This is a genomic window from Streptomyces griseoviridis, from assembly GCF_005222485.1.
Lineage (GTDB): Bacteria > Actinomycetota > Actinomycetes > Streptomycetales > Streptomycetaceae > Streptomyces > Streptomyces hintoniae.
Genome location: NZ_CP029078.1, coordinates 4,638,891 through 4,653,127, shown reverse-complemented (window position 1 = coordinate 4,653,127; position 14,237 = coordinate 4,638,891). Strand labels below are relative to the sequence as shown.

Sequence of the window (14,237 nt, the reverse complement as noted above, 5' to 3'; positions counted from 1 at the left end):
TGCGCGGGAGCACGACGGGGCCGACAGGGGGAACCAGCCGATCGACCGGCGCGTGGATACGATCAGTAAGCAGTATCAAGCAGTGCATCGCCCGCGGAGCGGGCAGAACAAGTACGTCAGCAGCTATGGAGGAGGTGCCCCATGGGAGTCCTGAAGAAGTTCGAGCAGCGTCTCGAAGGCTTGGTCAACGGCACCTTCGCCAAAGTCTTCAAGTCCGAGGTCCAGCCCGTGGAGATCGCGGGAGCGCTCCAGCGCGAGTGCGACAACAACGCGACGATCTGGAACCGCGACCGGATCGTCGTGCCCAACGACTTCATCGTCGAGCTGAGCACCCCCGACTTCGAGCGGCTCAGCCCGTACTCGGGCCAGCTGAGCGACGAGCTGGCCGGCATGGTCAGGGACTACGCGAAGCAGCAGCGGTACACCTTCATGGGACCGATCAAGGTCAACCTGGAGAAGGCGGACGATCTCGACACCGGCCTCTACCGGGTCCGCAGCCGCACCCTCGCCTCCACCACCGACCAGCAGGGCGCGGGCCCCGCGGCCCCGGCGGGCCCGCCCGCGGGCGGTCGCGGACCGGGCGCGGGCGGGTACGGCTACCCGCCGGCCGCCGGATCCCCCGGCGCCCCGCCGATGCCCGCCGCTCCGCCCCCCGGCGGACGCCCCGGCGGCTACGGCTACCCGCAGCCCGCCCAGCCCGCGCAGCGCCCCACGGGACCCTCGGGTCCGGTCGGCGCGTCCGCGCCCGGCTCCCGCACCCGCTACTGGGTGGAGATCAACGGCAACCGCCACCAGATCTCGGGACCCACGCTCGTGCTCGGCCGCAGCACCGAGGCCGACGTACGGATCGACGACCCCGGCGTCTCGCGCCGGCACTGTGAGATCCGGACCGGAACGCCCTCGACGATCCAGGATCTCGGGTCCACCAACGGCATCGTGGTGGACGGGCAGCACACCACCCGCGCTACGCTCCGCGACGGCTCGCGGATCGTCGTGGGCAGCACCACCATCATTTACCGGCAAGCCGAAGGGTGAAGCGGGGGCAATGTCAGAGCTGACCCTCACGGTCATGCGGCTGGGTTTCCTGGCCGTACTGTGGCTGTTCGTGATCGTGGCCGTGCAGGTCATCCGCAGCGACCTGTTCGGAACGCGCGTCACGCAGCGCGGCGGGCGACGGGACGCGGGGCGGGCCCAGCAGAGCCAGCGCCAGCAGGCCCCACCGCAGCAGCGGCAGCAGCCCGCCGCGGGCCGCCAGCGGCGCAACGCGCCCACCAAGCTGGTCGTGTCGGAGGGCACCCTCACCGGCACGACGGTCGCCCTCCAGGGCCAGACCATCAGCCTTGGCCGGGCGCACGACAGCACCATCGTGCTGGACGACGACTACGCCTCCAGCCGCCATGCCAGGATCTACCCGGACCGCGACGGCCAGTGGATCGTCGAGGACCTGGGGTCCACCAACGGCACGTATCTCGACCGGAGCCGGCTGACGACCCCCACGCCGATCCCGCTGGGCGCGCCGATCCGCATCGGCAAGACCGTCATCGAGCTGCGGAAGTAGTACCACGTCATGAATGAGCGCGAGCGGAGCGAGCACGCGGCGGTGGCCGGTACGCAGGTCCCCCGCGCGCTCCCGACCGGAGGGTGGGCACCGTGCGGATGTACCCGGAGCCGACGGGCGAGGTGCGCATGAGTCTGTCACTGCGCTTCGCCGCCGGATCGCACAAAGGCATGATCCGGGAGGGCAACGAGGACTCCGGATACGCCGGACCCCGCCTGCTTGCCATCGCCGACGGCATGGGCGGCGCCGCCGCCGGCGAGGTCGCCTCCTCCGAGGCGATCTCCACCATCGTCGCCCTCGACGACGACGTACCCGGCTCCGACCTCCTCACCTCCCTCGGCGCCGCCGTGCAGCGCGCCAACGACCAGCTGCGCTCGATGGTCGAGGACGACCCCCAGCTGGAGGGCATGGGCACCACGCTCACCGCCCTGCTCTGGACCGGCCAGCGGCTCGGGCTCGTGCACGTCGGCGACTCGCGCGCGTACCTGCTGCGCGACGGCGTGCTGACCCAGATCACCCAGGACCACACCTGGGTGCAGCGGCTGGTCGACGAGGGCCGCATCACCGAGGAAGAGGCCACCACCCACCCGCAGCGCTCCCTGCTGATGCGGGCGCTGGGCAGCGGCGACCACGTCGAGCCCGACCTGTCGATCCGCGAGGTCCGGGCCGGCGACCGCTACCTGATCTGCTCCGACGGCCTCTCGGGCGTGGTGTCCCACCAGACCCTCGAGGACACCCTCGCCAGCTACCAGGGCCCCCAGGAGACCGTGCAGGAGCTGATCCAGCTCGCGCTGCGCGGCGGCGGCCCCGACAACATCACGGTGATCATCGCCGACGTCCTCGACCTGGACACCGGGGACACCCTCGCCGGGCAGCTCTCCGACACCCCGGTGGTGGTCGGCGCGGTCGCCGAGAACCAGCACCAGCAGCACGACGGCACGATCATGCAGACCCCGGCCGGCCGCGCCTCCGGGCTCGGCCGCCAAGTCCCCGGCCAGGGCGGCGAGTTCGGCCCGCCGGGCTCGGGCGACGACGGCGGCTACGCGCCGTCCGGCTCCTTCGGCGACTACGACGACCAGGACTTCGTCAAGCCCGGCAAGGGCAGGCGCTGGCTGAAGAGATCGTTCTACACCGTGCTGGCGCTGGCCGTGATCGGCGGCGGTCTGTACGGCGGCTACCGCTGGACGCAGACGCAGTACTACGTCGGCACCAACGGCGAGCACCTCGCCCTCTACCAGGGCATCAGCCAGGACCTGGCCTGGGTCTCGCTCTCGAAGGTCGAGAAGGACCACCCCGAGATCGAACTCAAGTACCTGCCGCCGTACCAGCAGAAGCAGGTGAAGGCCACCATCGCCGAAGGCGGCCTGAAGGACGCCCAGTCGAAGATCGACGAACTCTCCGTGCAGGCGTCCGCCTGCAAGAAGGAGTCCGAGCGGCAGGCGGTCGAGAGCCGGAACAGCGCGAAGACCGGCACGGGAGAGGCGGGCGGGACCACGGGAACCACCCCGGCCTCCCTCGCGTCAAAGGCATCGCCGAGCCCCTCGACCTCCCCGACCCCGTCCCCGTCCGCGACCGCCCCGACCCCGAGCCCCGGCCCCAGCCTCTCGGAGGAGGAGCAGAAGGTCGTCTCGCTGTGCGGTAAGCAGTAGGCAAGCCGTGAGAGGCCCCGTCACACGATGAGCAGTACTACCAACTCGCCGACGCACCACACGTCCACGATCGGCGCCATCGGCGCCCCGAGCAGACGCAACACCGAACTGGCGATGCTCGTGTTCGCCGTCGTCATTCCGGTGTTCGCCTACGCCAACGTGGGCCTGGCCATCAACGACTCGGTACCGCCGGGCCTGCTCAGCTACGGCTGCGGGCTCGGTCTGCTGGCCGCCATCGGCCATCTCGTGGTGCGGAAGTTCGCGCCGTACGCGGACCCGCTGCTGCTGCCCCTCGCCACCCTCCTCAACGGCCTCGGGCTCGTCCTCATCTGGCGCCTCGACCAGTCGAAGCTGCTCCAGTCGCTGCCCAACTACGTCCAGGCCGCGCCCCGCCAGCTGCTGTACACCGCGCTCGGCATCGCCATGTTCTCGGCGGTGCTGATCTTCCTGAAGGACCACCGCGTCCTCCAGCGCTACACGTACATCTCGATGTTCGCCGCCCTGGTGCTGCTGCTGCTGCCGCTGGTGCCCGGCCTCGGCGCGAACATCTACGGCGCCAAGATCTGGATCCGCGTCCCGGGCCTCGGCTCGCTCCAGCCCGGTGAGTTCGCGAAGATCATCCTGGCGATCTTCTTCGCCGGCTACCTGATGGTGAAGCGCGACGCCCTCGCGCTCGCCAGCCGCCGGGTGATGGGCCTCTACCTGCCGCGCGGCCGGGACCTGGGCCCGATCATCGTCGTCTGGGGCATCTCGATCCTCATCCTGGTCTTCGAGACCGACCTCGGAACGTCGCTGCTGTTCTTCGGCATGTTCGTCATCATGCTGTACGTCGCCACCGAGCGGACCAGCTGGATCGTCTTCGGTCTGCTGATGTCCGCGGTCGGCGCGGTCGGCGTGGCCAGCTTCGAACCGCACGTCCAGCAGCGCGTCCAGGCGTGGCTCAACCCGCTGGCCGAGTACAAGCTCAGCCAGAAGGGCGTCTACGGCCACTCCGAGCAGTCCATGCAGGCGCTGTGGGCGTTCGGCTCGGGCGGCACCCTCGGCTCGGGTCTCGGCCAGGGCCACTCCGACCTCATCAGGTTCGCCGCCAACTCCGACTTCATCCTCGCCACCTTCGGCGAGGAGCTCGGCCTGGCCGGCCTGATGGCGATCCTGCTGCTCTACGGGCTGATCGTGGAACGCGGTGTGCGCACCGCGCTGGCCGCCCGCGACCCGTTCGGCAAGCTGCTCGCCATCGGCCTCTCCGGCGCCTTCGCGCTCCAGGTCTTCGTGGTGGCCGGCGGTGTCATGGGGCTCATCCCGCTGACCGGTATGACGATGCCGTTCCTCGCGTACGGAGGTTCGTCCGTGTTGGCCAACTGGGCGCTGATCGGCATCCTCATCCGCATCAGCGATACCGCGCGCCGGCCCGCGCCCACCCCCGCCGGCAACCCCGACGCCGAGATGACCCAGGTGGTCCGCCCGTGAACAAGCCCCTGCGCCGGATCGCGATCTTCTGCGGTCTGCTCGTCCTCACGCTGCTGCTGCGGGACAACTGGCTCCAGTACGTCAAGGCGGACAGCCTCAAGGACGACACGCTGAACCGCCGGGTCACCATCGCCCGCTACTCCACCCCACGCGGCGACATCATCGTCGACGGCGACCCGATCACCGGCTCGACGAAGACGAGCAAGAGCGGGCTGAACGACCTGGAGTACAAGCGCACCTACAAGAACGGGCCGATGTGGGCGCCGGTCACCGGGTACGCGTCGCAGGCGTTCGGCGCCAACCAGCTGGAGTCGATCGAGGACGGCATCCTCACCGGCAACGACGACCGCCTCTTCTTCCGCAACACCCTGGACATGGTCACGGGCAAGCCGAAGCAGGGCGGCAACGTCGTCACCACCCTCAACTCCGCCGCGCAGAAGGCCGCGTACAACGGGCTGAAGGCGCGCGGCAAGGGAGCGGTCGCCGCGATCGACCCGTCCACCGGCAAGATCCTGGCGCTGGCCTCCTACCCGTCGTACGACCCGGGGTCGTTCGCCGGGAACTCCACGGACACCGACTCCAAGAACTGGACCAAGCTCCAGAAGACGAACGACCCGAACGACCCGATGCTCAACCGCGCCCTGCGCGAGACGTACCCGCCGGGCTCGACCTTCAAGGTCGTCACGGCCGCGGCGGCGCTGGAGAACGGGCTGTACTCCTCGGCCGAGGAGAAGACCGACACCCCGCTGCCGTGGATCATGCCGGGCACCACCACCCCGCTCCCCAACGAGGGCAACATCCCGTGCAAGAACGCGACCATGCGGGTCGCGCTCCAGTACTCCTGCAACACCGTGTTCGGCAAGATCGGCGCGGACCTGGGCAAGGACAAGATGCTGGAGGAGGCGAAGAAGTTCGGCTTCGACGCCGAGCACTTCACGCCGGTCCGCTCCAGCGCCTCGGTGTTCTCCGACGACATGAACGTGTCGCAGACCGCGCTCTCCTCCATCGGCCAGTTCAACACCGCCGCGACGCCGTTGCAGATGGCCATGGTCGCCTCGGCGATCGCCAACAACGGCTCGCTGATGAAGCCGTACATGGTGGACAAGCTCCAGTCGTCGAACGTCGACACCATCGCGCAGACCGACCCGGAGAAGCTGAGCCAGCCGCTGTCGGCGAAGAACGCGCAGATCCTCCAGTCGATGATGGAGACCGTCATCAAGGAGGGCACCGGCAAGAACGCCCAGATCCCGGGCGTCACGGTGGGCGGCAAGACCGGTACCGCGCAGCACGGCGTCGCCAACAGCAAGAACCCGTACGCCTGGTTCATCTCCTACGCCAAGCTCGCCGACGGCAGCTCGCCGGTCGCGGTGGCCGTGGTGGTCGAGGACGACCAGGCCAGCCGTGACGACATCTCCGGCGGCGGCCTCGCGGCACCCATCGCGAAGTCCGTGATGGAGGCGGTCATCGACTCCAAGAAGTGACACCGCTCACGTCCCCTTCACATCGGTGCACGTTGCGATACCGGTCCTGTATCGGGTGACGGGCTTGGCCAGGTCACACAGAGCGAGCCGGGTACGGTAGGCCCGGACGGCAGCCTCCGACCGCACACCCGTGCGGATCGGGACCGACGGAGAGGGCTGGTAGGAAGCTATGGAAGAGCCGCGTCGCCTCGGCGGCCGGTACGAACTGGGCCACGTGCTCGGGCGCGGTGGCATGGCGGAGGTCTACCTCGCCCATGACACCCGCCTCGGCCGCACCGTGGCGGTGAAGACGCTGCGCGCGGACCTCGCGCGCGACCCGTCCTTCCAGGCCCGGTTCCGCCGGGAGGCCCAGTCGGCCGCCTCGCTCAACCATCCCGCGATCGTCGCGGTCTACGACACGGGCGAGGACTACATCGACGGGGTCTCGATCCCGTACATCGTGATGGAGTACGTCGACGGCTCCACACTCCGTGAACTGCTGCACAGCGGCCGCAAGTTGCTGCCGGAGCGGGCCATGGAGATGACCATCGGCATCCTCCAGGGCCTGGAGTACGCGCACCGCAGCGGCATCGTGCACCGTGACATCAAGCCGGCGAACGTGATGCTCACGCGCAACGGCCAGGTCAAGGTGATGGACTTCGGCATCGCCCGCGCCATGGGCGACTCCGGCATGACGATGACACAGACCTCGGCGGTCATCGGCACCGCCCAGTACCTCTCCCCCGAGCAGGCCAAGGGCGAGCAGGTGGACGCCCGGTCCGACCTCTACTCGACGGGCTGTCTGCTCTACGAACTCCTCACGGTCCGGCCGCCGTTCGTGGGCGACTCCCCGGTGGCCGTGGCCTACCAGCACGTCCGCGAGGAACCGCAGGCGCCGTCCGTCTTCGACACCGAGATCACCCCCGAGATGGACGCGATCGTCCTCAAGGCGCTGGTCAAGGACCCGGACTACCGCTACCAGTCGGCCGACGAGATGCGCCAGGACATCGAGGCGTGCCTCGACGGCCAGCCGGTCGGCGCCACCGCCGCGATGGGCTCGGTCGGTTACGGCGGCTACGGCGACGACCAGGCGACCACGGCGATGCGCGCGGACGGCGGCGCCACGTCGATGCTGCCGCCGATGAACCCGGACGACGGCGGCTACGGCTACGACGACCGCCCCGACCGCCGCCGCCAGAAGAAGGCGAACACTTCGACGATCCTGCTGGTCGTGGCGGGTGTCCTGGTGCTGATCGGGGCGATCCTGATCGGCAAGTGGGCGTTCTCCGGCAAGGACTCCGCCGGTGACCCGGTGTCGGTCCCGAACCTGGTGAGCCTGTCGCTGAGCGACGCGACGAAACAGCTGACCAACAGCGATCTGACCCTCGGCACCGTCACCAAGAAGCCGTGCGAGGACCAGCCCAAGGGCTCGGTCTGCGCCTCGGACCCGGCCAAGAACACCAAGGTGAAGAAGGGCGAGACCGTCAACCTCGTCGTGTCGACGGGCGCTCCGAAGGTCGCGGTCCCCAGCGTGCTGGGCAAGAGCCTCGACGAGGCCAAGGACATCCTGGAGGGCGACGACTACAAGTTCGTCGTCGAGACGAAGACCCGGGAGTCCACGGAGGACCCGAACAAGGTCCTCGACCAGGACCCGCCGCTCGGCAAGGAAGTCCAGAAGGGCTCCACGATCACCCTCACCGTCGCCAAGGCGGTGGCGAAGTCCACGGTCCCGGACGTCAGCAACCAGTCCTGTGACGCGGCCAAGGGCCAGATGACGGCCAACAACCTGACCGGCAACTGCACCGAGGTGGAGACCGACGACCAGTCCAAGGTCGGCAAGGTCATCAGCACCGATCCGGCGGCGGGCACCCAGGTCGACAAGAACTCGACGGTGACCATCCAGATCGGCAAGGCCAAGGAGAACGAGAAGGTCCAGGTGCCCGGCATCCAGGGCCAGAACCTCGGGACGGTCAAGCAGGCGCTGCAGAACGCGGGCCTCCAGGTCGGCAACATCCAGGGCTCCAACGACGACGACGCGATCGTGGTGTCGTCGGACCCGGGCCAGGGCAACACCGTCGACAAGGGCACCGCCGTCAACCTGATCGCCGTCAAGAACGGCAACAACAACGGCGGGAACAACGGCGGCACCAACTTCTTCGGCGGCCTCACCGGAGGCCGCGGGGACGACTGAGTGCGCCCTCCCTCGTGAACGACGGAGCCCCGGCCCCCTGTCCCAGGGTGCCGGGGCTCCGTCGTCGGCCCGGGAGGACGCGCTCAGCGCAGTTCCTTCGGCAGTGTCCGCCCGTTGTCCACCGGCTCGGTCCTGACCAGTTCGCCCCACACGACGTACCGGTAGCGGCTGGTGAAGACCGGGGTGCAGGTCGTCAGGGTGATGTAGTGGCCGGCCTTCTTCCTGCCGGACTCCTTCGGTACCGGGGTGAGGACCTGCACGTTGTACTTCGAGGTCTCCGGGAGGATCGAGTAGACCTTGTAGACGTACCACGTGTCCTTGGTCTCGAAGACGATCGGGTCGCCCTCGCGGAGCTTGTCGATGTTGTGGAACTTCGCGCCGTGGCCGTCGCGGTGGGCGGCGAGGGTGAAGTTGCCGGTCTTGTCCGAGGTGGGCAGGGTCGCCTTCACCGGGTCGGTGTAGTAGCCGGCGACACCGTCGTTGAGGACCTTCTCCGAGGTGCCCTTCTCGACCAGGACCTCGCCGTTCCTCATGGCCGGGACGTGCAGGAAGCCGATGCCGTTCTTGGTGTCGAGGGCGCCGGGTCCGCCGGGGCCGGGGTTCTGGTGGCTCCAGGTGTCGCGGACCTTGTCGGCCTCCCGGTCCGCCTTGCGGTCGGCGAGGACGTTCGTCCACCACAGCGAGTAGACGACGAAGAGTCCGAGCACCAGGCCCGCGGTGATGAGGAGTTCGCCGAGGAATCCGACCGCCAGGGCGACCGGTCCCGGCCGGCGCCGCCCAGGAGGCGGACCGGGCGCGGTGGTGTGCTGGTCCTCGTGCTGTGTGCCGTCGGTGGTCGCTGCCACGTTCCCTTGCCCCTACTCGACGAGCGCATCCGGCTTCCCCTTGCTGCGCGGCCGTTCCTCGACCATCTTGCCCCAGACGATCAAGCGGTACTTGCTGGTGAACTCGGGTGTACAGGTCGTCAGGGTGATGTAGCGGCCGGCCGTCGTGAACCCCGAGCCCTTGGGGATGGGGTCGATCACGCTGGTGTTGCTCGGCGGGGTCACCGGCAGCATGGACGTCATCTTGTAGACGAAGTACTCGCTCTGGGTCTCGACGACGACGTCGTCGCCCGCCGTCAACCGGTTGATGTACCTGAACGGTTCGCCGTGCGTGTTGCGGTGCCCGGCGAGCGAGAAGTTGCCGGTCTTGGCGTCGGGCATGGCCGTCTTCAGCTTGCCCTCGCCGTAGTGCCCGACCATGCCGCGGTCCAGCACCTTCTTGTTGCTGACGCCCTCGGCGATCGGCACGACCACGTCGAGCTTCGGGATGTGCAGGATCGCGAAACCCTGCCCCGGCTCGAACTCGCCGGGCGCGCGTTTCCCGCTCGCCCAGTCGTCCTGGAGGCTGCTGGTCTCCTTGTCGGCCTGCGCGTGCGCCCGGACGTTCGTCCACCACAGCTGGTAGGAGACGAACAGCAGCATCACCACCCCGGTGGTGATGAACACCTCGCCGATCACCCGGCTGACCACCACGGCGGGGTTGACCTTCTGCGCGCGGGCCCGCCGCCGGGCCTCGACCCGGGACAGCGGCGCCCCCGACCCGCCCGTGCCCGCGCCGTCCACACCCTCGGGGCCGGCCGCGGGCGCGGGAGAGCCGCCGTGACGCCCGTGACGGCGCTTGGCGGCCTTTCTGCGGGCCGCCCGGCCGCCCGGGGCGGTTCCGGGTGCGGATGGGGCCACGGAGGCGGCAGAGGCGGACATGGCGCCGAGCGGGTCGTCGGGCGGCGGATCCGGCAGCCGCAGCGCCACCGTCTCCTCGTCGATCGGGGGGAGGAACACCGTCGCGGGCCCGTCGGTGCCGTCGCGGCCGCGGGTGTGCTCCTCGAACGCGTCGGACGCCCCGTACGGCTGCTGCCCGTACGCGGCGCCTGACTCGCGCTCGGGGCGCAGCGCGGTCACGCCGTGGCCCTGCCCACCACCGGGGCGAGCCCCGCCGACCTCGCGACCGCGCCGGTGTCGCCGCACTCCGCGAGCCAGTTGGCCAGCATCAGGTGGCCGTGCTCGGTGAGCACCGACTCGGGGTGGAACTGGACGCCCTCGACCGGCAGTTCACGGTGGCGCAGGCCCATGACGATGCCGTCCTGGGTGCGCGCGGTGACCTCCAGCTCGGCCGGGACGGTGGCCGGCTCGGCGGCCAGCGAGTGGTACCTGGTCGCGATGAAGGGGCTGGGCAGTCCCGCGAAGACGCCCTTGCCGCCGTGCTCGACCGGCGAGGTCTTGCCGTGCAGCAGCTCGGGCGCGCGGTCCACCACCCCGCCGTAGGCGACCTGCATCGACTGCATGCCCAGGCAGACACCGAAGACCGGGACGCCGGTGGCGGCGCAGTGGCGCACCATCTCGACGCAGACCCCGGCCTCCTCGGGGGTGCCGGGTCCGGGCGACAGGAGGACGCCGTCGAAGCCGTCCTGGGCGTGTGCCGTCGTCACCTCGTCGTTGCGCAGCACCTCGCACTCGGCGCCGAGCTGGTACAGGTACTGGACCAGGTTGAAGACGAAGCTGTCGTAGTTGTCGACGACGAGAATCCGCGCGCTCACTGGTTGTCCACCGTCACATCGTTGAAGGGAAGCAGCGGTTCGGCCCACGGGAACACGTACTGGAACAGGACGTAGACCACGACCAGGGCGAGGACCAGTGAGATCAGGGCCTTCAGCCACGCGTTCCCCGGCAGATGCCGCCAGATCCAGCCGTACATGCCGTCCCTTCCGTTCCACCACGGCACCGGATTCACGCCGTACCGCACCAGACTAACGGCGCAGGGCCGCTGGTTTCCCGGCCTCCACGGGCTGGGTGGAGTCGAGGTGCGCCCAGACGATCAGGCGGTGGCTGTGGCCCCATTCCGGATCGCACGTGGTCAGCGTGAGATAACGGCCCGTGTCCGCATACCCCGACTTACGTGGCACAGGATCGATCACCTCAACGTCCGAGGGCACGGTTTTGTAGGGGCCTTTGTCGATCCGATACGTGAACCAGGTCGTGCCGTCGGTCAGCACCACCGCGTCCCCGGCCCTGAGCCGCGGGAAGTCCTTGAACGGGTCGCCGTAGGTGCGCCGGTGCCCGGCGACCGCGAAGTTGCCCCGCTGACCGAGCCGGGCGGTGCCCGCGTAGTGGCCGAGGCCCTTCTTGAGGGTGTCCACGGCGGTGCCCTGGAGCACGGGTTTGTTCCACGTGAAACCGAGCCGCGGGATGTACATGATCGCGAAGGGCCGTCCGGCCCTGTACGGCGCGGGCGGCGCCGGCCGCGCTGGGGCGCTCGGGGAGGCGGCGGGCGCCGGCTGTCGCACCCAGGCGTGGTGCAGGACGTCGATCTGGTCGTCCATCGCGCCGTCGGCCCGGACGCCGGTCCAGAACAGCACGTAGACGACGAAGAGGACGATGAGGGCGCCGACGGTGAGGCACAGTTCGCTGACGGTCCTGACGACAACGCGCACCGGCAGCTCCTGAACGGATCAGTTCACCCCACGGGCTCGGCGTAGTGCAGATCCACTGTGCCCGAGTAGCCGGGCAGAGTCACCGTCCCGTCCTGGGTGACTTTCCAGCCCAGGCCGTAGACGTTCACGTAGACCATGTAGTTCTGGATCGCCTTGGACGCCGACATCGCCTTGTTCAGCTTCTCGGGGTCGCCGACGGCGGTGATCTTGTAGGGCGGCGAGTAGACGCGGCCCTGGAGGATCAGGGTGTTGCCGACGCAGCGCACCGCGCTGGTGGAGATCAGCCGCTGGTCCATGACCTTGATGCCCTTCGCGCCGCCCTCCCAGAGGGCGTTCACCACGGCCTGCAGGTCCTGCTGGTGGATGACCAGGTAGTCGGGCTGCGGCTCGGGGTAGCCGGGCAGCTTGGCGGTGGCGTTCGGCGGGGCGTCGTTCAGGGTGACGGTGAGGGCGCGGCCGGTCAGCTTCTGGGTGCCGGCGCTCTCCTCGAGGCCGGCGAGCTTCTTGTCCTCCGCCTCGCTGCGGCCGTCGTCGCGCTCGGCGAGCGTCTCGATGTCGTGGCGCAGGGTGGCGTTCGACTCGTCCAGCGTGCCGTTCTTGTGGCTGCGCTCCTGGACCAGGTCGGAGAGTTTGAGCAGGGACGTGTCCGTACGGATGTTCGTGCCCTTGGCGGTGTCGAAGCTGGTGAAGAAGATGAGCCCGGCGAGCGCGAAGACCCCGGCCGTCAGCACCCGCACCGGCCGGAAACGGCGATCGCGGGGAGGGGTGGATTCCGTCCCGGGGGAGTCGGCAGAATTGCTCAACGTACCCTTATCTCCTTCGGCGCCGCGGAAGCACTACGCTAACGGACGCCCGGGGGAGCACTCAGTGTCCCCTTGTACGCTGCCCCGAGCCCGATCCAGTTACCTGCGCGGCCACGCAGCGCATCGACAGGAGAGACCCTCGTGCCGAAGTCACGTATCCGCAAGAAGGCCGACTACACGCCGCCGCCTGCGAAGCAGACGACCGCCATCAAGCTGAACAGCCGGGCCTGGGTCGCGCCGGTCATGCTGGCCATGTTCCTCATCGGGCTGGCCTGGATCGTCGTGTTCTACGTGACCGACGGTTCGCTGCCCATCGACAAGCTGGACAACTGGAACATCGTCGTCGGTTTCGGCTTCATCGCCGCCGGGTTCGGCGTCTCCACGCAGTGGAAGTAGCGGCCCTCGCCCGGTGCGGGAGCGGTGGCCGTCCGGCAGGGCGGCCGCGGCTGCCGTAGCGGTCGCGGACCGGGGTCGCCGTAGCGGTCGCGGGGCCGGGGCGCCAGCTCTGGCCAGGACTGTCCACTGAGTTATCCACAGCCCTTTTCCACATGGGGAAAAGAAAGACGATCTGTGGATAACCTCTCCGAGGTTGACGCCGGTGTGACAGACCTACCGGCATCCGAAAACTCGTTCGCCCCCTGCCTGACCTGCATGAACACAGGTCGGATCCAGGGGGCGAAGGCGTTCCCGCACCGTGTGCACAAGATCCGGCACACGCTGTGGACAACGGTTCGGTATCAGCTGAGCTGTGCGGTCCTGATCAGAGTGACGACGACCACGACCACCAGGAACGCCGCGCAGGTCCCGTACTGCACCAGCGCCCGCCGCCGACGCGGGGCGTGCACCATCGCGTACCCCGTGACGACACCGGCGACGAGCCCGCCGATGTGCGCCTCCCAGGCGATGCCCGACCAGCCGAAGGTGAAGATCAGGTTGATCACCAGCAGGGCGATCACCGGGCGCAGGTCGTAGTTGAGGCGACGCATCAGGATCGCCGTGGCGCCGAAGAGACCGAAGATCGCGCCGGACGCGCCCAGCGACGGCTGGTTCGGCGCGGCGATCAGATAGGTGAGCGCGCTGCCCGCGAGGCCCGAGACGAAGTAGAGGGCGAGGTAGCGGGCCCGGCCGAGCGCCGCCTCCAGCGGGCCGCCGATCCACCAGAGGCTGAGCATGTTGAACAGGATGTGGAGGATGCTGCCGTGCAGGAACATCGCGGTCAGCAGCCGGTACCACTGGCCCTGCGCGACGCCCTCGACCGAGCCGAGCAGCGGCACATACGCCTGACCGATCAGGTCGAGCCGGTCGGTGAACCGGTCGCCGACGGCCTGCTGCACCAGGAAGAGCGCGAGGTTGAGGCCGATCAGCACCTTGGTGAGCAGCCGGGGGTCAGCCGCGACGGTGCCGCCCGCCAGGGTGCGGGGGCGGGAGGCGGCCGGCGTGTGGCCGGTTCCCGCGTCGCCGCGCGCGCACTGCGGGCACTGGAAACCGACCGAGGCGTCGACCATGCACTCCGGGCAGATCGGACGGTCGCAGCGGGTGCAGCGGATGCCCGTCTCGCGGTCCGGGTGGCGGTAGCAGCCCGGCAGGCTCTGGGCGTCCGGCGTACCGCCTGCCGCTTGCTCCATGACATCCCCTAG

Annotated in this window: 14 protein-coding genes; 7 read left to right on the top strand and 7 right to left on the bottom strand. The window is 69.2% G+C overall.

Annotated features, from left to right (window positions below; translation table 11 throughout):
- Positions 1-141: 141 nt before the first annotated feature.
- The 6 genes from DDJ31_RS19865 (at position 142) to pknB (ending at position 8,325) form a co-directional block, all read left to right on the top strand.
- Complete coding sequence (locus DDJ31_RS19865; protein ID WP_127178964.1) at positions 142-1,035, top strand: FhaA domain-containing protein; 894 nt, start codon at positions 142-144, stop codon at positions 1,033-1,035.
- A 10-nt stretch (positions 1,036-1,045) separates the two neighbouring features.
- Positions 1,046-1,558, top strand: a complete 513-nt coding sequence (locus DDJ31_RS19860; RefSeq protein ID WP_127178965.1) for an FHA domain-containing protein FhaB/FipA — start codon at positions 1,046-1,048, stop codon at positions 1,556-1,558.
- 98 nt (positions 1,559-1,656) lie between these two features.
- Complete coding sequence (locus DDJ31_RS19855; protein ID WP_127182698.1) at positions 1,657-3,207, top strand: Stp1/IreP family PP2C-type Ser/Thr phosphatase; 1,551 nt, start codon at positions 1,657-1,659, stop codon at positions 3,205-3,207.
- A gap of 27 nt (positions 3,208-3,234) precedes the next feature.
- Positions 3,235-4,674 (top strand): FtsW/RodA/SpoVE family cell cycle protein, encoded by a 1,440-nt coding sequence (locus DDJ31_RS19850; protein WP_127178966.1) that lies wholly within the window; start codon positions 3,235-3,237, stop codon positions 4,672-4,674.
- The gene (locus DDJ31_RS19845) at positions 4,671-6,155 is read left to right on the top strand and encodes a peptidoglycan D,D-transpeptidase FtsI family protein (RefSeq protein WP_127178967.1); all 1,485 of its coding nucleotides are present in this window, start codon (positions 4,671-4,673) and stop codon (positions 6,153-6,155) included. The genes DDJ31_RS19850 and DDJ31_RS19845 overlap by 4 nt, the downstream gene beginning before the upstream one ends.
- 169 nt (positions 6,156-6,324) lie before the next feature.
- Positions 6,325-8,325, top strand: a complete 2,001-nt coding sequence (gene pknB, locus DDJ31_RS19840; RefSeq protein WP_127178968.1) for a Stk1 family PASTA domain-containing Ser/Thr kinase — start codon at positions 6,325-6,327, stop codon at positions 8,323-8,325.
- 83 nt (positions 8,326-8,408) lie between these two features.
- Here pknB and DDJ31_RS19835 read toward each other — a convergent pair whose 3' ends face one another.
- The 6 genes from DDJ31_RS19835 to DDJ31_RS19810 are packed head-to-tail and all read right to left on the bottom strand — an operon-like array spanning position 8,409 to position 12,600.
- A complete protein-coding gene (locus DDJ31_RS19835) occupies positions 8,409-9,170 on the bottom strand; it encodes a class E sortase (protein WP_127178969.1) in 762 nt (253 codons plus the stop codon).
- Positions 9,171-9,182: 12 nt separating this feature from the next.
- Complete coding sequence (locus tag DDJ31_RS19830) at positions 9,183-10,268, bottom strand: class E sortase (RefSeq protein WP_127178970.1); 1,086 nt, start codon at positions 10,266-10,268, stop codon at positions 9,183-9,185.
- Positions 10,265-10,903 carry an aminodeoxychorismate/anthranilate synthase component II gene (locus DDJ31_RS19825; RefSeq protein WP_127178971.1) on the bottom strand — a complete coding sequence of 213 codons (639 nt, stop codon included), beginning with the start codon at positions 10,901-10,903 and terminating at the stop codon, positions 10,265-10,267. The genes DDJ31_RS19830 and DDJ31_RS19825 overlap by 4 nt, the downstream gene beginning before the upstream one ends.
- Positions 10,900-11,061 carry a hypothetical protein gene (locus DDJ31_RS19820; RefSeq protein ID WP_171480857.1) on the bottom strand — a complete coding sequence of 54 codons (162 nt, stop codon included), beginning with the start codon at positions 11,059-11,061 and terminating at the stop codon, positions 10,900-10,902. Before DDJ31_RS19820 ends, DDJ31_RS19825 begins: the two co-directional genes overlap by 4 nt.
- Before the next feature lie 52 nt (positions 11,062-11,113).
- Positions 11,114-11,797 carry a class E sortase gene (locus tag DDJ31_RS19815; RefSeq protein ID WP_127178973.1) on the bottom strand — a complete coding sequence of 228 codons (684 nt, stop codon included), beginning with the start codon at positions 11,795-11,797 and terminating at the stop codon, positions 11,114-11,116.
- 23 nt (positions 11,798-11,820) lie between these two features.
- Positions 11,821-12,600: a DUF881 domain-containing protein gene (locus DDJ31_RS19810; protein ID WP_127178974.1), complete on the bottom strand. Its 780-nt coding sequence runs from the start codon at positions 12,598-12,600 to the stop codon at positions 11,821-11,823.
- A gap of 141 nt (positions 12,601-12,741) precedes the next feature.
- On the opposite strand from DDJ31_RS19810, the gene crgA reads away from it, so the two are divergent.
- Positions 12,742-12,996: a cell division protein CrgA gene (gene crgA, locus DDJ31_RS19805; RefSeq protein WP_127178975.1), complete on the top strand. Its 255-nt coding sequence runs from the start codon at positions 12,742-12,744 to the stop codon at positions 12,994-12,996.
- A 341-nt stretch (positions 12,997-13,337) separates the two neighbouring features.
- Here crgA and DDJ31_RS19800 read toward each other — a convergent pair whose 3' ends face one another.
- Positions 13,338-14,225 (bottom strand): rhomboid family intramembrane serine protease, encoded by an 888-nt coding sequence (locus DDJ31_RS19800; protein WP_127178976.1) that lies wholly within the window; start codon positions 14,223-14,225, stop codon positions 13,338-13,340.
- Between the last annotated feature and the right edge of the window lie 12 nt (positions 14,226-14,237).